We start from the raw sequence: 20,773 nt of genomic DNA, 5'->3' as shown, positions 1-20,773 counted from the left end.
GTTTTTGTTCAAATTAGCCTCCACTGAATAAAAATCAGTGTTGTTAGTCATTCTGTGTCCAAGCACTTAATTTAGTGCGCAGACGCTGCATAGATTGGCTCAATATCTGGCTGACACGAGATTCGCTGACACCTAATACTTCCCCAATCTCTTTTAAATTGAGTTCTTCGTCATAGTAAAGAGATAGGACTAAGCCCTCTCTTTCTGGAAGTTGTTTTATTGAATCGATCAAAGCTTGTCGAAACGACTCATCAGCAACTCCTTGAAAAGGTGCGTTATCTTGAGAGTCTTCATTCGGAGATATTACATCATCTGAGACGCCTAAATCTTCGATTCCAACCAACTTTGAGCAATTTATATCCGTTAAAGCGCTGTGATACTGCTCTAAAGTCAGTCCCATGTGCTTCGCGACTTCAGAATCGCTAGGGTCTCGGTTTAAACTCGCTTCCAGTTCAGCAATGGCATTGCTAATTTCGCGGTTGTTTTTATGAACCGACCTCGGCACCCAGTCGCCTCGTCGGATATCATCCAGCATTGCACCACGGATTCGAATACCAGCGTAAGTTTCAAAGCTTGCGCCTTTTGAACCATCGTAGTTCTGCTGTGCTTCAATCAAGCCGATCATACCAGCTTGAATCAAGTCATCCACCAATACATTAGGCGGCAATCGCCCCAACAAGTGATGAGCGATACGTTTAACCAACACAGAATACTTCTCGAAGAAGGCTTGCTGCCCGTCGAGGTTGCCGCGTTGATTGTAGGTAAGCGCTTTATTCACCAAATGGTTCCTCTGCATATGTACTGCGATTTAACAGACGTTCCACAAAAAATTCCAAGTGACCACTTGGGGTTTTCGGAATTGGCCAAGTTAACGCTTTATTCGCCAATGAGCTAATTGCTAACGCGGCTGGAGAGCGTGGGAACGCATCCACTACGATTTTCTGTCTCTTAACTGATTGACGTACTTTATCATCTAGCGGTATACATGCCACAAGCTCAAGGCTCACATTCAAGAAACGCTCTGTGACAAGCGTCAATTTTGCAAATAATTCTCGCCCTTCACGGTAACTTCTGACCATATTCGCAACAACCTTGAAGCGCTGAACCTGATGTTCACGGCTCAAAAGCTTAATCAAGGCGTAGGCGTCAGTGATCGATGTTGGTTCATCGCAAACCACCACTACCACATCTTGTGCCGCTCTTGAGAAACTCACAACCATGTCAGATATACCAGCTGCCGTATCGATTAGCAAGACATCCATTTCATCTTCTAACGTACCAAACGCTCGAATCAGACCGGCATGTTGCGCATGCGATAACTCGGTCATGCTTTGTGTGCCCGACGTCGCTGGGATAATCTTAATCCCGTGTGGGCCTTCCACTATCGCGTCTTTTAGCTCACACTCACCCGCCAACACGTGGCCTAGGTTTCGTTTTGAACGAATACCCAACATGATGTCTACGTTAGCCAGACCTAAATCGGCATCCAGCACCATTACCTTCTTGCCCTGACGTGCCATACAGATTGCCAGTCCAAGAGTGACGTTAGATTTACCCACACCACCTTTACCACCAGTTACTGCAATAACTTTAGTTAAAGAAGGCTTTGTTAAGCGACGGAGGCCGCTAGCTTGGTCATGTATCATATTTTCAGTCATATTTATCCGCCGCCTAGAGTCCTTCAGAATCGCTATTCCAGTAGTGAGGTTCATTCTCTGTTGATTTTTCGAGTAGCTCATTCGCCTTAGCAATCATGTACTTAGGTTGAGCAATAACGATATCTTCAGGAACTCGTTGACCATTTGCGATATACGCAACGGGTAGTGCATTTTGTATTACTACACTGATGAATTCACCCAAACTTAGTGATTCATCAAGTTTAGTTAGGATGCATCCCGACAGCGGGATTCTTCTAAAGTGTTCTATCGTCTCTTGCAGAACTTTACGCTGCGCTGTCGCGGGCAGCACCAAGTAGCTGTGAATGACGGAACCACTCTCTTGCATCAATGTGTCTAACTGCTCAGACAGGCGAACATCGCGCTGTCCCATACCTGCAGTATCCACCAGAATCAGGCGACGGTTACGCAGTTGATATATAACATCGGCCAATTCTTTAGAATCTTTAGCAACTCTTACGGGACAACCCATAATTCTGCCGTATATTGAAAGTTGCTCATGTGCACCAATTCGATAGGTATCGGTTGTAACGAGTGCGACATTGTCGGCACCGTATTCCATTGCAGCTCGAGCTGCGAGCTTAGCAACGGTTGTGGTTTTACCAACGCCCGTTGGCCCTAACAGAGCCACAACGCCACCACGTTTAAGAATATCTTTCTGGGTAACTGAGATTTGATCTGCCACCAGCGCCAACAATGCTTTCCACGCTCGGGCTGGTTTGGTGTCTTCAGGGATATAGCAAGCCATTTGGTCAGCAAGCTCTGGAGAGATACCCATACGTTCAAGACGCTTGATCAACATTGCACGTAGTGGTTCACGACGCTCTACTTCTTGCCACATCAGCCCTGACACTTGATGTTCAAGTAGTCGGCGAATCGATGTCATCTCCTCACGCATCGTTTCCATTTCAGAATCAGAGCGATGTGAAGACTCAGGCTCACGCCCACGATCGTAACGCGTCGGGTCTAAACGATGTTGTGGGCGCTCAACTCGGCGATCTTCTGCTATTAATTTAGCAAGGCCAGACTCATGAGAAGAGAATGCAGTGTCAACATTATGTTTACTGCCCGATTGTCGATTTAACAAAGCCGATAGTGAATCTTCGTTTTCAGCTCGGTGTTGCGACTCTTCCTCTGCACCATGACTATACTGCTTAAGCATGTTCGCAAAGCGCTTCGTCATTGAGCGACCACTTTCTGCTCCCGAACCGCCAATACTTACTCTGTCATCATCCAACTGACGTTGGCCCGATTTCGATGCAGCCATTTGCGTATACTGGCTCTGCATAGGCTGAGGCTTGTTGAGTCGTGGCGCTGCTGGTTGATTGGACTCACCATCTATAGCTGCAACGATTTCAACGCCACCTGCGACCTTTTTGTTAGACATGATCACAGCATCAGAGCCAAGTTCTTCTTTCACTTGGAGCAACGCTGTTCGCATATCTTTCGCAAAAAATCGTTTAATTTTCAATTCAATAGTCCGTTCTAATTACGCGGATTAGTTTCCAACAGCTTGTACGATTCGGATCTGCTTTTCGTCTGGAATCTCTTGATAAGAGAGGACTCGTAAGCTCGGGATCGTGTTCTTAACAAACTTGGCTAATGTTGATCGCAATACACCAGAGGTAAGCAGTACCGCTGGTTCTCCTTTAAGCTCTTGCTCTTGTGTTGCCTGACTCAGTGATGTCTGTAGACGCTCGGCCAAACCAGGTTCAATCCCTGCAGATTCACCGCCGGAGGCTTGCATGGTCTGATGCAAGATTTGTTCCAACTCAGGGATTAACGTTATTACCGGCAGTTCGGGCTCTATGCCATTGATTTCTTGAACAATTAAGCGTTTCAAAGAGATACGAACCGCGGCGGTAAGAATGTCAGGTTCTTGACTCTTGCCTGAATACTCCGCCAAAGTTTGTACGATGGTACGAACATCTCGAATCGGTATCGCTTCATTGAGCAGGTTCTGAAGCACTTTAACTACCACGCCCAATTGCAGTTGATCAGGTACAAAGCCTTCCACCAACTTAGGTGCAGAGCGACTGAGCATCTCCAGTAGATTTTGAACTTCTTCATGACCAAGTAGCTGTGACGCGTTGTTCGTCAGTAATTGACTCAAGTGAGTTGCCAATACTGTGGATGAATCGACTACGGTATAGCCCAGTGCTTGCGCATGTTCACGTTGCTCTTCACGGATCCAAACCGCTTCTAGGCCAAACGCAGGGTCAATGGTTGGCTCACCATCGATCATGCCGTAGACCTGACCTGGGTTGATCGCCAGTTCCATATCTGGCTTGATTTCCGCTTCGCCTACCGCCACACCCATTAGGGTAATCCGGTAGCTATTGGGAGTCAGTTCGAGGTTGTCACGAATATGAACGGCTGGAATCAGGAAGCCAAAGTCTTGAGACAGCTTTTTACGTACACCTTTTACGCGCTCAAGCAGCTCACCGCCTTGATCTTTATCAACCAGTGGAATTAGACGATAGCCCACTTCCAGGCCGATGGTATCGACAGGTTGAACGTCATCCCATGACAACTCTTTCTGTGCTGGCGCTTCGCCTCCTGGCTCCATCGCTGCAGGAAGTTTTGGCTCTTTAGCTTTTTGTTTTTGCTTTTTATCAATGAAATACGCGCCTGCCCCTGCAGCTATTGCTAGAGTTAAGAACGCAAAATGAGGCATCCCCGGAACAATACCCATCACACCAAGGATCGCCGCAGTGATCATCAAAGCTTTTGGGTTGTCGAACATCTGAAAGACCAGTTGTTGCCCCATATCTTCATCAGTGTTCTGACGAGTTACCATCATTGCCGCGGCAATCGAAAGCAATAGCGATGGAATTTGCGCAACCAAACCATCACCAATGGTTAATAGAGTGTAGATCTCAATCGCTTCACCAAAGCCCAAGCCGAACTGCGCCATACCGATGCTCAAACCACCGATAATATTGATAAAGAGAATCAAGATGCCGGCAATGGCATCACCTTTAACGAATTTTGACGCACCATCCATTGAGCCGTAGAAGTCTGCCTCTTTGGTCACTTCAAAACGACGAGTACGCGCTTGCTCTTGGTCAATCAATCCGGCATTCAAGTCGGCATCAATCGCCATCTGCTTACCCGGTAACGCATCCAAGGTAAAACGTGCACTTACCTCTGAAATACGCCCTGCACCTTTGGTTACAACCATGAAGTTAATGATCATCAAGATCAGGAAGACCACAAGACCGACGGCATAGTTACCGCCAATTACCACGTTACCAAACGCTTCAATCACATTACCGGCTGCATCTCCCCCTTCATGTCCATAGAGAAGAACCACACGTGTTGATGCCACGTTCAGGGCAAGTCTTAATAGCGTGGCGATAAGCAGTACGGTAGGGAAAGCGGCAAAGTCGAGAGGGCGACGGGTATAAACCGTTACCAGTAACACCACCATTGCCAATGCAATGTTAAAGGTGAAAAACATATCCAATAGGAAAGCTGGGATCGGTAAGATCACCATAGCGAGCGTCGCCAAGACCATAACTGGCGCACCTATAGCGGGCATCGCGCGGTTTGGTAGTTTGGGTAGCTTATCCGAGAAAGGTAGGGAGAATTTCATAAATCAGGGCTGCATCGCTATATTTGATGCTGCTTATTCCAGCCACATCAGGGTTATCAAATCAGCATTGGTATAGCAAACACTATACCAGTGTCGAGTCGTCAATTTATCGACACTGGTTAATGACGATATTGATTTTGGTAAACCGTCATTATCCGCATTCACTCGACTCAGCTCAAGTATTTGATCTAATGACGTAACTCAGGTGGGATCGGCATATTAGATTGTTGTAATTTCGGGCGCTCACCGCCACGTTTACGATACTGCTTGAGCTGGAAAACATACGCAAGAACTTGCGCCACTGCCGTAAACAAGCCGTCAGGAATCTGTTGTTCAAGCTCTGTTGTATGATAGAGAGCTCGTGCGAGCGGTGGCGCTGGTACAATGTAGATGTCGTGTTCGCGTGCAACTTCACGTATCTTCATTGCCATATGGTCGACGCCCTTAGCGACCACAACAGGTGCCTTATCTTGGTCTTGTTTATAACGAAGCGCAACAGAGAAATGCTCTGGGTTGGTGACGATGACATCAGCCTGTGGAACGTCCGCCATCATACGACGCTGAGCCGCTTCGCGTTGAAGCATACGAATGCGCCCTTTCACCTCTGGCTTACCTTCCGTATCTTTGTATTCGTCTTTCACCTCTTGCTTGGTCATTTTCAATTGGTCAGCGTGTTGCCAGATTTGAAATGGAATATCGATAGCCACCACGATGAGCAGAGAGCAACTGATCAGTAAGATGAAATTCAGCAAAATATCGAGTGCGTGGAAGATGTTTTGTGGATAAACATCCATACTCAGCTGCATGAGATCGCCTTGCGAGGCTTGAATCAGATAGATGGCCATCCCCGACACCAGAGCCACTTTGAGGATCGACTTAATCAATTCTACCCAGCTCTGCATACCAAACATTCGCTTGATACCACTGAGTGGATTTAACTTAGAGGCTTTGGGCATGGCCGCTTGCATCGAGAAACTGATCCCGCCCACACCCGCAGCACCAATAACGGCAGCAACAAACAGGGTAACCAGAATGAGCAGCAGCGGAAATAGCAAGTTCACCAACGCACCACCCGCTATCTCTAGCAATTTAGTGGTGTCAAAGATCTCTTCACGACTGAGAGAAAACAGACGCTGCATCGCTTCAAACAGTGCTTTGGCCATAGACTCACCAAACCACATTAAAGCGACGGCTCCAATAATGAGTACTGACGCTGACGCGAGCTCTTTTGACCTTGCAACCTGCCCTTTCTCTTTGGCCTGTTGTAAGCGTCTGGGCGTGGCCTCTTCTGTGCGTTCTTGACCGTCTGACTCTGCCAATTCAGCCTCCTGCTATTTAGGGTCTATTGACCTAACAATCCAACCGGATCAAGCGACAAATTTGTTGTTCGCCTTGCATCCAGAAGAGTTCATAATGACCGTATAGGCCGCCCAAGATGTACCAACATAATAGTAAACCAACCAATAACGCAAACGCGAAACCGAGCGAGAAGATATTCAGTTGTGGCGCGGCACGCGTCATCACACCAAATGACAAGTTAATCGTGAGTAGTGCAATAATACCCGACAGTGACATCGCCAACGCGGTTTTAAACATAATACCAAGCCACAGAGCCAGTTCTCTATAGTCAACAGCCGTCAGTGCACCGCTACCAATCGGTAAGGTTTTAAAGCTAAACACCACCAGTTGAAGCATCTTCAAATGCCCGTCGGTCACCAAGAAGAACATGGTCGCGAGGAACATAAATAGCTGACCAAGAACTGGGGTGTTTTGTCCATTGGCGGGGTCGACCATTGAGGCAAAACCCAAACTCGACTGCATACCCAATATCTGACCCAGCATAACGAATGTCTGAATCATAAACTGGGTTACCATCCCCATCGCAATACCAATTAAGACCTGCTCAAACAGAGTTAAAAAGCCCTGAAAGGAGAGCAGTTCAATATCTTGAGGGACCGCAGGAATGGCTGGCATCACAGCGAATGTGATTGCAAGACCAAGATAAAGGCGAATTCGAGGTGAAACAAAGCGCGCCCCGGTTACCGTCATCACCATCAACATCGATGAGATACGAGCGTAAGGCCAAAAATAGTTCGCTAACCAATCGAGAACAACGGACGCCGGGTATTCCATAGGTGTTAATACAAGACTTGCGGCAGACGCTCGATGAGTTCGAAAAAGAACTCCATCATCATCTGCGTCATCCAGTGCGCAAACAGCATCAGAGCCAAAAGCGTCACAATCAGACGGGGTAAGAAACTCAAGGTCTGTTCGTTAATCGAAGTCGCGGCTTGGAAAATCGCCACAACCAGACCAATTAACAAACTCGGGATGATGATGGCACATACCATGATGAGTACCATCCAAAGTGCATCCCTAAATAACTCAACAAATATCTCTGGATTCATGTGTCCTCCAGCTACAAGGCAAAACTGCCGGCGAGAGTGGAGAGTATCAAGTTCCAGCCATCAACCAATACAAACAACATAAGTTTGAAGGGTAGCGATACGATCATTGGCGAGAGCATCATCATACCCATTGCCATCAATACCGAGGCAACCACGAGGTCGATGATCAAAAATGGTAAGAACAGCATAAAACCTATCTGGAATGCTGTCTTGAGCTCAGAGGTGATAAACGCAGGAATCAGAATCGCCATCGATACATCTTCTGGGTTTTGCACTTCAGCGCCTGAGATCTGCACGAAGGTCTCTAGATCTTTAATTCGAGTCTGCTTTAGCATGAAGGCTTTGATCGGCTCCTGCGCCACATCAAACGCCTGTCGAGCCGAGATCTGTTCATTCAAGTATGGCTGAACGGCTTGTTCATTCACCTGATTGATCACCGGAGACATGATAAAGAAGGTCAAAAAGATAGCGATACCAATAATCACCTGGTTAGATGGCGTTTGCTGTAGACCCATCGCCTGACGCAAAATAGACATCACAACTACGATACGCGTAAACGACGTCATCAAGATAACCATAGCCGGCAAGAAGCCCAGCATGGTCATTAACGCCAGAATCTGGAGGTTAATCGAGTAGTCTTCGCCACCTTCATCATTGGTGGTCATGGTGAAGGCAGGAATACCTCCACCGCTGCCAGTGAGACTGCCTGTAGTAATGGTTTGAGCTGACGCTTGATCTTGCTGCATCGTGCTGACCGTAACGGACTCTGACCCGGCAATGTTCGCCGGGATCGGCCCATCTTCAGCTTGCGCCATCACCGATTGGCTCAAAAACAACGACACCATCAGCATGAGAGTAATGCATACCGATGTCAGAGCTGAAATGAAATGTTGACTCGTTGAGTGAGTAAATCCGTTACTTGTTGGCATCTTTCTTCATTAGCTGAGAGAGTTGATTTGAAAAGGTGCTTTTTTCCAACATCTCTTTTGATAAAGGCTCTTCAAGCTTTGAGATCAGCTGAATCGATTGGCTGGTAATACCGACCAAGAACTGCTCTTCTCCCGCTTGAACAATCGCGATACGCTCTTTAGTACCTACTGGAATTTGGCGAATAATCGACAAACCTTGCTGGTTGCTCATCGCTGGCACTTGCATACGTTTAAGTAACCAAGCAAGAAATAAGATGAAGCCTATAACCAAAATTAGCGACCCAAATGTGGTCGCTAAATCGAGGTCTGGCGCGGCAGCGAATGCATAAGATGGCGCCATGATTATCCCCATCGCCACCAGCGTTTGAGTCCGTATTGCCATTAACGCAGTTTCTTAATACGTTCTGTTTGGCTGATTACGTCGGTCAAACGAATACCAAACTTGTCATTGACCACAACCACTTCGCCATGAGCAATTAAGGTGCCGTTAACCATCACATCCAAAGATTCACCCGCAATGCGATCTAACTCTACAACAGAACCTTGGTTTAATTGCAACAAGTTACGGATGCTGATTTGCGAACGCCCTACTTCCATCGAAATAGTCACCGGAATGTCCATGATGGTGTCGAGCTTACGACGCTCATCTTCAGAGATAGGCGAGGATGAATCTGTCAGCTCATCCAGTGGTGCGGCTAACACATCATCCGCATCCATCGAAGGTGCCGACGGATCTTCACCAAGCGCGGCAGCCCACTCGTCTGCCAACTTTTGATCTTCACTAGGTTCCATTACCAAATCCTATTTTCGTACTTATTATTCGTTGTCTTCATCATTCTCAAGCTCAGACATCAAGTCTTTACCCAAGAACGCTAGGTCTGTTTTAACCACATGCGGTCGTTCAATCTTCTCGGATATTTGAACAGCCAGCTTCTCTCCAGAGCGCCCCATTTTCACACGATACGTAGGGAGTTCTTCAACAAACATGGTCGCATGTTCTGGCATATCCATTGGAATCACATCACCCGGACGTAGCTCCATTAGGTCACGTAGCGAGATATCTTGCTCAAGAAGGTTTACACGAAAGTTAACCGGAACATCCATGATCTCATCACGTAAAGCAGTGCTCCAACGCACGTCGGTTTCCATCTTATCTGACTGAACACCAGCATCGAGTAATTCACGGATTGGCTCTACCATCGAATACGGCATCACAACGTGGAAGTCGCCCCCACCGCCATCAACTTCAATATGGAACGAACTCACCACGATAACCTCAGTTGGGCTCACGATGTTTGCCATGCTTGGGTTTACTTCTGAATCTAAGTATTCAAATTCAACGCCCATCACTGGCGACCACGCTTCTTTGTAGTCTTCAAACACTATTTTAAGAAGTAGCTGAATAATACGGCGTTCCGTTGGGGTAAATTCACGACCTTCAATCTTGGCGTGGAATCGACCGTCGCCACCAAAGAAGTTCTCTACCAAAATGAACACCAAGCGTGCTTCCATCGTGATCAGTGCCGTACCTTTCAGTGGTCTGAAACGCACCATGTTAAGACTGGTCGGTACGTACAATGTATTTTGGTATTCACCAAATTTCATCATTTGTACACCGTTAATCGAAACTTCCGCCGTTTTTCTCAACATATTAAACAAGCTAATGCGCATATGACGCGCAAAACGCTCGTTAATAAGCTCAAGGGTCGGCATTCGACCACGAACAATTCGATCTTGAGAAGAGAAGTCAAAGTTAACGGCATTGTCGGACTCCGTTTCTGAGACTTCTTCTACCTCTTCAACATCATCTACACCATGTAACAGCGCATCAATTTCGTCTTGGCTTAATAAATCGGTCACGGATTGCCTACTGAATCACAAAGTCAGTGAATAACACTTTTTCAATAACAGGTTGCCCAACGGCCTGAGTCAGGCTCGCTTTAATATCTTCTGTCGCTTTATCTCGCAGCTCGATACGCCCTGTTGGCGATCGTAGTTGATCTACCGTCGCGGACGCAAACGTAGCCAAAAGAGTGCTTTCAACCAATGGTGAATGGTAACGAGCAAGTTCTTGATTATTACTGCCACGCACCATTAATTGCGCTTTAATCTGAACAAGACGATCCTTTTTATCGCCAGAGACATTAAATAGGAACGGCTGTGGAATATTGACATAAGCGACAGGTTCGGCTGCTGTCATTGGTGTTTGCGCGTTGTTTTCTGCTTCCGCAGCACCGCTGTCAGAGCCCATTAAAAAAAATGCTGCACCACCACCACCCAGTAGTAACACGACAACTGCAATTATAATGATCAGTAATTTATTTTTGCCTTTGGGTGCTTCTTGTTCTTCTGCCATGCTTATCTCTAATTCGTCGTTAAAACCATCTAACTGTTTGGTGTGCACCTAATATTAGGCGTAATAACTAATTCCATCACGCTTTGACGCGACATTCAATTCAAGATTGCTGTTGCTATCAAGGTTTTCGTCACCTTGCCCATCATTTGCACCTCCTGAACCTGATTGTCCAACCCCATCACCGCCATTGTAGCGCGCTTGTCCTTGCCCTGTGCTTTGTTGCTGCACGGAGGAGTCCGCAAGCTGCATACCCTGCTGTGCAAGCATCTCACGCAGTCTTGGCAATGTCTGTTCAATCACATCGCGAGCTTGCTGGTTAGTCACCGTAAAGTGCACATTCGCCACGTCATTATTCATTGTCATGCGGATCTTTAACTGCCCAAGCTCTGGCGGGTCCAGTCGGATATCCAAATTCTTTAAGTTTTTGGACATCATCATCTGCACCTTTTCAGCTACTTGCTCGTTGGCGAGCTCCTTGGTTAGCTGAAGCGGTGCTTGTTGCGCAGCTTGAATCTCAGCTCGCGTCGGTGCTGAACCTACCGGTGTCGTCCCTTGCACGCCTGCTGCTGAGGCTATTTGCTGTGCAAAACTGCTCTCTTTACTGTCTTCTTTGCCCGTTGCTCGCCCTAAACCAGCCAGTGCTGCCGTTCCTGCGCCGGCTTTAAGCATTACGTCCTTAGTTCCAGCCTTAGCAGCTAACATCTCCGTACCCATTAGATTGGTTGCGGCGTTATGTGTGGCTGCGAGGTTCAAATCTGGCGACGAGCCCTGTGCTGAAGAAGCTCCCGACGAAGCACTCGATGCTTGTTGGGCTGCCGCTTGCTGAACTTGTTGCATTTGAACAGATTGGGCGTGATTTGACTGAGCGAGTGCCGCTTGAGCTTTATCCACTGCCACATTCTGTTGCATTATCTGCTGACTTGCTCCTGCTGCTACCGTCGTTGCTGCGACCCACTCTTCGGGATTATCCGTTGCAACGTCTGATGCTTCCGGTGGTGCATCCCAATTGATCGCAGCAGGCGCTTGGCTAACCAGCTGACTCGCCTGTTCAACTAACTGTGTACGCTGCTGTTGAAGCACGACTAGTTCAGACGAAGCTTTTGCTAAAGTCGCCTTTTCAGCATCGGAAAGATCCTCGCCACTTAACTGTTTCGTCTCTAGCTCATTCACAACCATTTCGGTTGCTTCAATTTGGGTGTTCAATTGATTAATGGCTTGAGTATGCATTTCTACCTCAGCCGCCAATTCCAACTCTGCTTGCGTCAACACTTGCGACGGTTGAACTGGCTCAGAAGCAGAAGTCACTGTACTTTGCTCGACTTTGACTGATGGTTCGATCTGCTGCGGTGCCACACCCTGCTGCTTCAATTGCTGCAGTTGTGCTTGTTTAAGTTGAGGCACAGGCACATCGTCACTCATCATCGCAACTGGTGTCGAATCGACTTGAGGCAAGTCTTTGCCGTTTGCTGAAGTTTGTAAGGTTTTATTTGCCTCATCCAGTTGGCCGAGCAGCTTATTGCCTTCACTCATTGCGGCAGACGCCTTACTCGCATCCGTCGTTTGTCGGTCAACCTGTGTTAACTCTGGCCCATTCGATTGAACTGGTTGAGACCTGTTTTCAGCCATTGGCTCTGCCGCCGTATTTGGCTGTGAAACGCTTTTTTCTACTGCAGATGATGCCTCCGCAGGGGCCTGTGATTTGTCTGAAGCAATAACATCCTGTGTTGCCGGTTTTTGCACACCATTTTCAAGAGCCCCAGCTTTATTTGCGTCTGCAGTGTTGCTCTTTTTAACCGACTTATCATCTGAGGCCGAGGTATTGTCGGCACTCTCGCTTTTTAGAAGCGCATCTTCACTCTGTGACGCCGTCTGTCCGTCTGACGCTTGTCCGTCGCTAGCCACTTTCTTAGCGGTATCGGCGACATTCTCCGACTTTTCAGTATCATCAGAGTCTGCGGTTACTTGCTGGGCATCGCCTGACTCGTTGCCTTTAGCTGCCTGGGTTTTTACCTCTTCACCAAAACCCAGTGCGTCTTTCAGGGAAACGAAGAAACCTTTACCTTCACTGCTTTCGCTTGTTTGTGCTGAAGAACCACTCGCCTCCAACAGTGAAGTGGCTTTGCTAGTGACTGAATTTGAAGAAGGACTAACATTCATATGTACAAGCTCTATCTAATCACTTTGACGCCAAGGTACTTGGAGCGGCAAAAAGAAAGTGAAACTCCGAACCCTAAAGATTCAAGAGCGTAATAACAGAGCTAATGAAGCAAAAAACATGCCTGAGATGACGATACTGTGAGAAAGGTCAATAAAATGTAATTTCGAGGGAAAGACTAGCGACGTTGTCGGCTGTATAACAACGTCGAAAACTCATCCATCTGTTTCTGCTCACGTTGGTCTTGCAGCTTCGCTTTTTCTTTCTGCTTCTTTTCCATTAACCATTCGTACGACTTACGCTGTTTGCGCAGCTCCATCCAATACTCTTGGCAGTTATCAACCTGGCTCTTGAAGTGACCTTCTGCCTCTTTTTGTTTGGATAGCGTGTCATCTAATTGAGTAAGAAATCGATTCAGGTGTCCATATTGACTTGCTGTTAGCCCTGCTTTACCGCGGTCGACTAACTGCTGACAATAATCCAAACGGTATTTCTCAATCTGCGCGACTTGTTCGTAATAACCTTGCAGCTCAGCATTGGCTTTGTTGAGTGCCAACACCGCCTGATTCTCTTTTTCTTTTGCTTGCTCTAGCAAGAATTCAAGTGCGTTATCCATCAGCAAACACTCAGCTTATTGAACACTGTCATATCATTAAAGATCGTCACAGAGCTAACCTCCCAACACGTGTTTCAGCATATTGACACACATATCGTAAGGTACCGTCTCTTTCATTTTCTGCTGCAGATATTCATCGAGTTTCGGCTTAAGCGTAAAGGCACTGTCTATCGCTGGATCTGTCCCCGGCTTGTAGGCACCGATAGAGACCAAATCTTGGTTCTTACGACAAATCGACAGTACCTGTCTTACCGCTTTCGACATCAGTACATGCTCTTCGGTGGTGATTTGCGGCATAACACGACTCACCGACTTCTCTACATCAATCGCAGGATAGTGACCCGCGTCCGCCATCTCACGAGACAGCACGACGTGACCATCAAGAATCGCTCGCGACGCGTCGGCAATCGGATCTTGAAGATCATCACCTTCGGTCAAAACCGTAAAGAAAGCAGTAATTGAGCCTTGTTCATCACTGCCATTACCGGCACGCTCAACCAGTGCAGGCAATTTAGCAAACACCGACGGTGGGTAACCTTTGGTTGCTGGCGGCTCTCCAACAGATAGGGCAATCTCACGCTGAGCTTGCGCAAAACGGGTCAGTGAATCCATCAATAGCAATACGTCAAGACCTTGATCACGGAAGTATTCTGCTACTGTCAGCGCCGTTTGACAGCCTTTGAGTCGCATCAAAGGTGACGCATCGGCAGGCGCGGCTACGACAACCGAACGCTTACGGCCATCCTCGCCTAGGATCTCTTCAATAAATTCTTTAACTTCTCGCCCACGCTCACCAATCAGACCCACGACCACCACTTGCGCGGTTGTACCTCGAGTCATCATGCCAAGTGTCACCGATTTACCCACACCAGAACCTGCAAACAGGCCAATACGTTGGCCTTTACCTACCGTAAGTAAGCCGTTGATAGCCTTTAAACCAACATCGAGAGGTTCTGATATCGGCTTGCGTGCCAATGGGTTGATGGGTTCAGCATTAAAAGAGGCGCGATGCTCAGTATAGAGTGGTCCCAAGCCATCCAGAGGGTTACCCACACCGTCAATCACGCGACCAAGCAGTTCCATACCAACAGGAATGCCACTCTCACTTGTCATCGGGGTCACTCGCGCGCCCGGCAAGATACCGGTGATCTGCTCGCTAGGCATTAGAAATAGGTTGTCACCAGAGAAGCCGACTACCTCCGCTTCCATCTGCCCTGACATGGTTTCGACCAAACACAAGCTGCCGATCGGCGCTTTGCATCCCGTCGCTTCTAGCGTCAAACCGACCACTCGCACCAGTTTTCCTGACGCAATTGGTCGAGACTTAAGACCATCAACTTTGTATTGCCCAAGGCGGTCTGCAAGCTCAAGCACTATTCGTTACCTTGGTGACGATTCACGCCACAAAAATTTTGGATAACCTGACGAACACGATCTTCCATACGGTAGTTGACGCTCGACTCTCCCGCTTCAATCTGAACATCACCGCGATTCAATGCAGGTTCAGCGACAAGCGTCCAGTTACGGCAATCCAGTTCGGTTTCACCATAAGCTGAACGAATGATTGTGACATCTTCAGGGTGCAGCTTAAGCGTGATTGCATGACCTGAGATAGGCAGAGACTCAACCGACTCTTTCACGGTATCAAGAATAATTTGAGGGTTGGTCTGCACCTCAACATGCACCACCTCTTTAACCATGGTCAGCACCATATCGACGAGCTGTTTTTCAACCTGAGCATTCATCAGCTCTAATGGTTGAGCAAATTGATTGGCAAGCCCCATGAAAATAGCCACTTGTTGCTGAATATACTCTTGTCCAGCAGTTACGCCCTCTAGCTTGCCTGCTTCTGTACCTTCAGCATGGCCCGCCGCGAAACCCTCTTCTTTGCCTTTCTCGTAACCTTGTTTAAAGCCCGCTTCTTGACCTTGGTGTAGACCCTCCTGATAAGCCCCTTGCTTAATCAGCTCGATCTGCTCTTCGGTCAACACTAGCTCTTCGTCTTCAATCGCTTCTTCAACGGTTGGCATCCAGCTTGGGTCGTAGTTAAAAGCGGTCTCTTTCGCCTGTTGGTGTGTCTCAGACGTATAATCAGGCAGCCCCCACTTCTGAGGTTCCGCTACCGTGTTGTCCTCATCGGGACGGAAAAAGCCGCGCTTTCTATCACCTGACATAATAAATACCTATCAAATAGACCAAAAGTTTACATAACCTTACTTCATCCTGTAAGAGCTCAGTCACCCAGTGGAAACTAGTCAGAACCAACCGTTCGAGCACACCGCTTATGCAAACCAAAAATAACAATGAAATCGATAAAGAAAAGCCCCATCAGTGTGGGGCTTGGTCGTTTCTAACTTATAGGAACTCGTCGGCACCACCAGACAGCATAATCTCGCCACTGTCGGCCATTTTCCTTGCAATGCCCAAGATCTCTTTCTGAGCGGCTTCAACATCCGATACTTTCACTGGCGGCATCGCCTCGATATCGTCTCTCATCATATCGGCAGCACGTTTAGACATGTTCTTGAAGATCTTCTCGCGCAGACCTTCATCAGCGCCTTTAAGCGCTTTCTGAAGAACGTCTTGTGGTACATCACGCAGCAGCTTTTGAACACCTTGGTCGTCGACTTCGATAAGGTTCTCGAATACGAACATGAGGTCTTGGATCTGAGTTGCCATGTCTTCGTCTTGGTCGCGGATTTGATCCATCAACACGCCTTCGACGTTGTTATCCATGTAGTTCATAATCTCTGCTGCTGCCTTCAGGCCGCCAATCTTGGCCGCTTGAGCACCAGCTTGACCCGCAAACTGTTTCTCCATGATTTCGTTCAGCTCAGCCAGTGCTGAAGGTTGAACTTCTTCAAGGTTGGCAATACGCATCATCAGATCTAAGCGAACACGCTCAGGGAACTGCGACAAAATCTCAGCCGACTGATCCGCTTCTAAGTACGAGAGTACGATTGTTTGGATCTGCGGGTGCTCATTGATGATGATACTCGCAACCTGACGAGGATCCATCCACTTCAATGAGTCAAGACCTTTCGAGCCTGTACCTAGAAGGATTTGGTCAACAAGGTTATTCGCTTTATCTTCACCCAGAGCAGCCACCAACGCATTACGCATAAAGTCTTCGCTACCCATACCGATATTAGTGTACTTCTGAATATCGTCTAGGAAAGCGCGGTGTACTGCGCCTACTTTCTCTTGAGAAAGGTCAGCGGCACGCGCCATTGCACTACCCACACGCTGAACCTGTTTTGGTTCAAGGTGTCGGATAATACCCGCGGCGTCTTCTTCGTTAAGACTTAACAACAAGATCGCTGCGCGTTCGTCACCAGAAATTGATGCGATATCAACGTTCGCAACTTCTGCTACTTCTCCACCTTCACCTTGTGGAACAATTTCATTAGCCATCTGCCATCCAGTTCTTAACTACTTGAGCCGCTAGCTCTGGTTCATTTGCGACCAGAGCACGTACTGCTTTCAATACATCTTCATCTTTATGAAGGTTTGGTAAGTCAATGCTTGAGCCAAACTCAAACAGTTCACCACCTTCAATATCACTGCCAATCAAGCTGGTCTCGCCATCAGCACCAATCGGTAATCCATCAGGACCATACGCTTGTTCATCACTGTCTTCAGCTGGGTTAAGCAGTTTCTTCATAGCTGGACGAACCAGTACAAGAACGACAACAATGATAACCAAGGCGCTTGCAAACCATCGAACCCAATCGTTGAAGTTCGGGTGATCCCAAATAGGCACATCCGGCAGCACATCGGTCACTTGCGGAGCAAATTGAACGCTCAGCACATTCAACAAATCACCACGGCCTTCATCAAAGCCAACTGTGCCAATCAGAACTTGTCTGATCGCATTAATCTCTGTTTCGCTCAACGGTGTGTGAACGACTTCACCAGTATCTGGGTTCACAGACTGGCGATTTTTAATCGCGACTGACACAGTTTGACGGTTAACCGTGCCGCTCTGCTTACGTTCATGACTGATGGTGGTATCGAGCTCAAAATTTCGTGTTGCTTCTTTATGAACCGAGCCTTGGCCCATTAATGAGCCATCTTTCATTTGCGCCACATCTTGTGGAATCGAGGCATCCGCCGGCGGTTGGTTACTCAACGCACCCGGTACGCCTGCGACGATATTACCGTTGTTGTAATCTTCTAGTGTGTATTCACTGCGCGTCGCTGGCGTATTTGGGTCAAAGCGCTTACGAGTCTGCTCTACCGCACTGAAATCAAGTTGGATGTCTACTTGCGCGGTGTAATTACCGAAACCAAGAATTGGGATCAGTACCGAGTCAATCTTTTCACGAAGCGCCTGCTCTTGATTTCGCTCTAATTCATGCTCTTTCCGGCGAGCCGCTGAAGCAGGGTCTTGAGAGCCAGAGCTTAGTAGACGACCGTGTTGGTCGGTCACCGTAATTCGTGATGTTTTCATTCCAGGGACAGCACTGGCAACCATGTCCACAACAGAGTCGACCTCTTGCTGCTTGAGGTTAGTCCCCGTTTTAAGCGTCAAAAATACCGATGCTGATGCTTCTTGATTGTGGCGAACAAACACACTCTGTTTTGGTAACGCCAACAAAACCTGCGCCTTGCGCACCTGCTTCATCTGTTCGATCGCTTTCGCTAGCTGACGTTCGCGACTCAGTTTTAAACGCTCTTGCTCAAGGCGTTGAGATACACCAAAGCCCATATCCTGCATTAGGATATCGTCACCTGCGTTTTTCTCTTGATTCAGACCGGCACGCACCATGTCCAGCTTCAGTGAGTTATATTCACTGGCCGGAACCGAAATGGTATTGCCTTCTAATGAGTATTCGATTTTTTGCTGATCAAGGTAATCAAGCACTGGGATCAGTTCTTCAGTCTCATACGCACCTAACGGACGCATTTCTGGCTCTTTCACCCAGAAAAACAGCATCACTATCAGCGCCACACAGATGGAGATCGAAAGAACAAGTACGACCTGACGCAGGAGATCAAGATCACCTACCGCCATGTCGAACTTCGATGAACTGCGCTCACCTAGATCAGGGTTTTGCCCTTCGTTGTCCACGTCTGCCCCTGCAACGAGTGCATGGTCATTCGCATCACTAACGGCTAAATCTGTTGTTTGACTATTTTCTGCCACTATCTACTACCTAACACTATACCGGCATATTCATCAGCTCTTTATACGACTCAACCAGTTTGTTTCTGATCTGAATCGTCGCTTCAAAAGCCACACTAGATTTATTTCGAGCAATCATTACGTCGGAGAGAGAGACACTCTCATCACCGCTGTCAAAACGCGTTTGAAGATCTCCTGAGGTTTTCTGTAACGAGTTCACGTTATTGATGGCTTGCGTCAACATATTGCCGAAATCCGCACCAACCGTTTGTCCAGTCGCTGCCGGACGCGTATTTGCAGCTTCGACCATCATTGCCTGCATCTCGCCTTGTAAACCATCTATTCTCATTTACTACCTCAGAGTCAAAATTATGACTTTCTTTGTCGCTTTACTATTGATTGAGCAATTAATGTGCCACTGCTGATAAAAGACAGTGGTAGAGTGATTAGCTATCGTACTCTATGTCCACAATCAATGCAGGATTACTCGTATTTAGTTTGGGATATCTATCCCAGCATCGCGCATTTTCGCCAATTTATAGCGAAGTGTACGAGGGCTAATACCCAGTTTTTCAGCCATATCTTTACGACGACCATTACAAGCAATCAATGTCTCGAGAATGATAGCGTACTCTTGATCACGAAGCTCATTCCCTAGACCTTCGCTGGCGGAAGAGACTTTAGTGACGGGGTTAACTTCCGCAATAGGCTTAACTTCAGGAGTTGCGACGTCATTACCTTCAACAATCTGCTGCAGACTGCTAGCATCTTGCCAATCGACACCTTCAAGCAAAATATGCTCTCCAGTGATGTTCGATTGTTCGCTTAATATTAACGCACGTTGCACTACATTATCTAATTCTCGAACGTTGCCAGGCCAAGGGTAGTGGATTAGCTTACCGACAGCTTCAGCGGAAATCGTCGGTACAGGCATCCCAAGCTTGGTGCAGTGACGCTCAATAAGGTGCTTAGCAAGTGGCTCAATATCTCCCTTGCGTTCACACAGTGGTGGCCAAGAGATAGGAAATACATTAAGTCGGTAATACAGGTCTTCGCGAAAATTACCTTCCGAGACATACTGTTTCAGATCACGGTTACTGGTTGCCAACACACGCACATCGAGTTTGATGCTCTTGCGACTACCAAGGCGCTCTACCTCGCGCTCTTGCAGTACACGTAATAGCTTCGCCTGAAGATTAAGATCCATCTCACTGATCTCATCGAGCAAGATTGTACCACCCTGTGCTTGTTCAAACTTACCTGGACACGCTTGGATTGCTCCCGTAAAGGCCCCTTTTTCATAACCAAACAGGGTTGCTTCAAGCATGTTGTCAGGAATAGCTGCACAGTTGATCGCAACGAATGGGCCATCTTTACGGTTAGAGGCGTTATGGATGTATCGTGACATCACCTCTTTACCTGAACCGCTCGGCCCAAGTACCATCACGTTTGCGTCAGTTTTGGCCACTTTGTCGGCCAACATTATCAGCTTAAGGCTCTTTTCGTCAGCCACCACCGCATCGCCGTTGTCTTCCGACTTAACCGGTGCGTAGCGACTCACCATATTCAACAGCACTTCTGGCGCAAATGGCTTAGCCATGTAATCGATCGCGCCTTCTTTCATCGCTGCAACGGCATCTTCAATGTTGGCGTAGGCAGTCATCAATAGCACGGGTAGATTTGGCCAGTTTTGCTTGATGTTTCTAAGCAGAGCTAATCCACCCATTCCCGCCATCTGAACATCGGATACCACGATATCAACGGAGTTAGACTTTAACTTGACCAGAGCATCTTCCGCGCAGTCCGCTTCTAGCCATTCGTAGCCAGCGAGCGCGAGCGTATCGACCAAGGCTTCACGTAGACCTTCATCGTCTTCTACGATTAACACTTTGCTTTGAGCCATGTGA

The 20,773-nt window shown here is 47.6% G+C and carries 20 protein-coding genes; all 20 read right to left on the bottom strand.

Features of this window, described 5'->3' with window-relative positions:
* Positions 1 to 43: 43 nt before the first annotated feature.
* The 20 genes from vsple_RS04165 to vsple_RS04070 all read right to left on the bottom strand — a co-directional run bounded on the left by vsple_RS04165 (position 44) and on the right by vsple_RS04070 (position 20,769).
* Complete coding sequence (locus vsple_RS04165; protein ID WP_261882742.1) at positions 44 to 778, bottom strand: RNA polymerase sigma factor FliA; 735 nt, start codon at positions 776 to 778, stop codon at positions 44 to 46.
* Positions 771 to 1,658: a MinD/ParA family protein gene (locus vsple_RS04160; RefSeq protein ID WP_032549648.1), complete on the bottom strand. Its 888-nt coding sequence runs from the start codon at positions 1,656 to 1,658 to the stop codon at positions 771 to 773. The genes vsple_RS04165 and vsple_RS04160 overlap by 8 nt, the downstream gene beginning before the upstream one ends.
* Before the next feature lie 13 nt (positions 1,659 to 1,671).
* Positions 1,672 to 3,147, bottom strand: a complete 1,476-nt coding sequence (gene flhF / locus vsple_RS04155; protein WP_255231177.1) for a flagellar biosynthesis GTPase FlhF — start codon at positions 3,145 to 3,147, stop codon at positions 1,672 to 1,674.
* Positions 3,148 to 3,174: 27 nt separating this feature from the next.
* Positions 3,175 to 5,274: a flagellar biosynthesis protein FlhA gene (flhA, locus tag vsple_RS04150; protein WP_255231178.1), complete on the bottom strand. Its 2,100-nt coding sequence runs from the start codon at positions 5,272 to 5,274 to the stop codon at positions 3,175 to 3,177.
* 188 nt (positions 5,275 to 5,462) lie between these two features.
* On the bottom strand, positions 5,463 to 6,593 hold the full coding sequence (flhB, locus tag vsple_RS04145) for a flagellar biosynthesis protein FlhB (protein ID WP_261882741.1): 1,131 nt from the start codon (positions 6,591 to 6,593) through the stop codon (positions 5,463 to 5,465).
* A gap of 31 nt (positions 6,594 to 6,624) precedes the next feature.
* Positions 6,625 to 7,407, bottom strand: a complete 783-nt coding sequence (gene fliR / locus vsple_RS04140; RefSeq protein WP_261882740.1) for a flagellar biosynthetic protein FliR — start codon at positions 7,405 to 7,407, stop codon at positions 6,625 to 6,627.
* A 5-nt stretch (positions 7,408 to 7,412) separates the two neighbouring features.
* A complete protein-coding gene (fliQ, locus tag vsple_RS04135; RefSeq protein ID WP_004739854.1) occupies positions 7,413 to 7,682 on the bottom strand; it encodes a flagellar biosynthesis protein FliQ in 270 nt (89 codons plus the stop codon).
* Positions 7,683 to 7,693: 11 nt separating this feature from the next.
* Complete coding sequence (fliP, locus tag vsple_RS04130) at positions 7,694 to 8,533, bottom strand: flagellar type III secretion system pore protein FliP (protein WP_420833795.1); 840 nt, start codon at positions 8,531 to 8,533, stop codon at positions 7,694 to 7,696.
* A gap of 64 nt (positions 8,534 to 8,597) precedes the next feature.
* On the bottom strand, positions 8,598 to 8,993 hold the full coding sequence (gene fliO / locus vsple_RS04125; protein ID WP_261882738.1) for a flagellar biosynthetic protein FliO: 396 nt from the start codon (positions 8,991 to 8,993) through the stop codon (positions 8,598 to 8,600).
* Positions 8,993 to 9,403: a flagellar motor switch protein FliN gene (gene fliN / locus vsple_RS04120; protein WP_255231184.1), complete on the bottom strand. Its 411-nt coding sequence runs from the start codon at positions 9,401 to 9,403 to the stop codon at positions 8,993 to 8,995. The genes fliO and fliN overlap by 1 nt, the downstream gene beginning before the upstream one ends.
* Before the next feature lie 24 nt (positions 9,404 to 9,427).
* On the bottom strand, positions 9,428 to 10,471 hold the full coding sequence (gene fliM, locus vsple_RS04115) for a flagellar motor switch protein FliM (RefSeq protein WP_255231186.1): 1,044 nt from the start codon (positions 10,469 to 10,471) through the stop codon (positions 9,428 to 9,430).
* Positions 10,472 to 10,478: 7 nt separating this feature from the next.
* Positions 10,479 to 10,967: a flagellar basal body-associated protein FliL gene (gene fliL, locus vsple_RS04110; protein WP_261882737.1), complete on the bottom strand. Its 489-nt coding sequence runs from the start codon at positions 10,965 to 10,967 to the stop codon at positions 10,479 to 10,481.
* Between the two features lie 54 nt (positions 10,968 to 11,021).
* Entirely contained in the window at positions 11,022 to 13,124 is a 2,103-nt protein-coding gene (locus vsple_RS04105) for a flagellar hook-length control protein FliK (protein ID WP_261882736.1), read from the bottom strand.
* 176 nt (positions 13,125 to 13,300) lie between these two features.
* A complete protein-coding gene (gene fliJ, locus vsple_RS04100; RefSeq protein WP_032549657.1) occupies positions 13,301 to 13,738 on the bottom strand; it encodes a flagellar export protein FliJ in 438 nt (145 codons plus the stop codon).
* 54 nt (positions 13,739 to 13,792) lie between these two features.
* Positions 13,793 to 15,112 (bottom strand): flagellar protein export ATPase FliI, encoded by a 1,320-nt coding sequence (fliI, locus tag vsple_RS04095; RefSeq protein WP_255231189.1) that lies wholly within the window; start codon positions 15,110 to 15,112, stop codon positions 13,793 to 13,795.
* Positions 15,112 to 15,912 (bottom strand): flagellar assembly protein FliH, encoded by an 801-nt coding sequence (fliH, locus tag vsple_RS04090; RefSeq protein ID WP_261882735.1) that lies wholly within the window; start codon positions 15,910 to 15,912, stop codon positions 15,112 to 15,114. The genes fliI and fliH overlap by 1 nt, the downstream gene beginning before the upstream one ends.
* A gap of 181 nt (positions 15,913 to 16,093) precedes the next feature.
* Entirely contained in the window at positions 16,094 to 17,152 is a 1,059-nt protein-coding gene (gene fliG, locus vsple_RS04085; RefSeq protein ID WP_032549661.1) for a flagellar motor switch protein FliG, read from the bottom strand.
* Positions 17,145 to 18,887: a flagellar basal-body MS-ring/collar protein FliF gene (gene fliF / locus vsple_RS04080; RefSeq protein ID WP_261882734.1), complete on the bottom strand. Its 1,743-nt coding sequence runs from the start codon at positions 18,885 to 18,887 to the stop codon at positions 17,145 to 17,147. Before fliF ends, fliG begins: the two co-directional genes overlap by 8 nt.
* Before the next feature lie 16 nt (positions 18,888 to 18,903).
* On the bottom strand, positions 18,904 to 19,215 hold the full coding sequence (gene fliE / locus vsple_RS04075) for a flagellar hook-basal body complex protein FliE (protein ID WP_032549664.1): 312 nt from the start codon (positions 19,213 to 19,215) through the stop codon (positions 18,904 to 18,906).
* A 144-nt stretch (positions 19,216 to 19,359) separates the two neighbouring features.
* A complete protein-coding gene (locus vsple_RS04070) occupies positions 19,360 to 20,769 on the bottom strand; it encodes a sigma-54-dependent transcriptional regulator (RefSeq protein ID WP_261882733.1) in 1,410 nt (469 codons plus the stop codon).
* Between the last annotated feature and the right edge of the window lie 4 nt (positions 20,770 to 20,773).

Origin of the sequence: Vibrio pelagius (genome assembly GCF_024347575.1) — a bacterium.
Lineage (GTDB): Bacteria > Pseudomonadota > Gammaproteobacteria > Enterobacterales > Vibrionaceae > Vibrio > Vibrio pelagius.
The sequence above is the reverse complement of the archived record's forward strand: the minus strand, read 5'-3'. Positions and strand labels throughout refer to the sequence as shown.

Excerpts from the sequence above, each read along its gene's own strand:
- vsple_RS04160 (WP_032549648.1), bottom strand. The coding sequence starts at position 1,658 with ATGACTGAAAATATGATACATGACCAAGCTAGCGGCCTCCGTCGCTTA.
- vsple_RS04070 (WP_261882733.1), bottom strand. The coding sequence starts at position 20,769 with ATGGCTCAAAGCAAAGTGTTAATCGTAGAAGACGATGAAGGTCTACGT.
- vsple_RS04105 (WP_261882736.1), bottom strand. The coding sequence starts at position 13,124 with ATGAATGTTAGTCCTTCTTCAAATTCAGTCACTAGCAAAGCCACTTCA.
- fliG (WP_032549661.1), bottom strand. The coding sequence starts at position 17,152 with ATGGCTAATGAAATTGTTCCACAAGGTGAAGGTGGAGAAGTAGCAGAA.
- fliO (WP_261882738.1), bottom strand. The coding sequence starts at position 8,993 with ATGGCAATACGGACTCAAACGCTGGTGGCGATGGGGATAATCATGGCG.
- fliJ (WP_032549657.1), bottom strand. The coding sequence starts at position 13,738 with ATGGATAACGCACTTGAATTCTTGCTAGAGCAAGCAAAAGAAAAAGAG.
- fliN (WP_255231184.1), bottom strand. The coding sequence starts at position 9,403 with ATGGAACCTAGTGAAGATCAAAAGTTGGCAGACGAGTGGGCTGCCGCG.
- fliE (WP_032549664.1), bottom strand. The coding sequence starts at position 19,215 with ATGAGAATAGATGGTTTACAAGGCGAGATGCAGGCAATGATGGTCGAA.
- flhA (WP_255231178.1), bottom strand. The coding sequence starts at position 5,274 with ATGAAATTCTCCCTACCTTTCTCGGATAAGCTACCCAAACTACCAAAC.
- fliR (WP_261882740.1), bottom strand. The coding sequence starts at position 7,407 with ATGGAATACCCGGCGTCCGTTGTTCTCGATTGGTTAGCGAACTATTTT.
- fliH (WP_261882735.1), bottom strand. The coding sequence starts at position 15,912 with ATGTCAGGTGATAGAAAGCGCGGCTTTTTCCGTCCCGATGAGGACAAC.
- fliL (WP_261882737.1), bottom strand. The coding sequence starts at position 10,967 with ATGGCAGAAGAACAAGAAGCACCCAAAGGCAAAAATAAATTACTGATC.
- fliQ (WP_004739854.1), bottom strand. The coding sequence starts at position 7,682 with ATGAATCCAGAGATATTTGTTGAGTTATTTAGGGATGCACTTTGGATG.
- fliP (WP_420833795.1), bottom strand. The coding sequence starts at position 8,533 with ATGCTGATGGTGTCGTTGTTTTTGAGCCAATCGGTGATGGCGCAAGCT.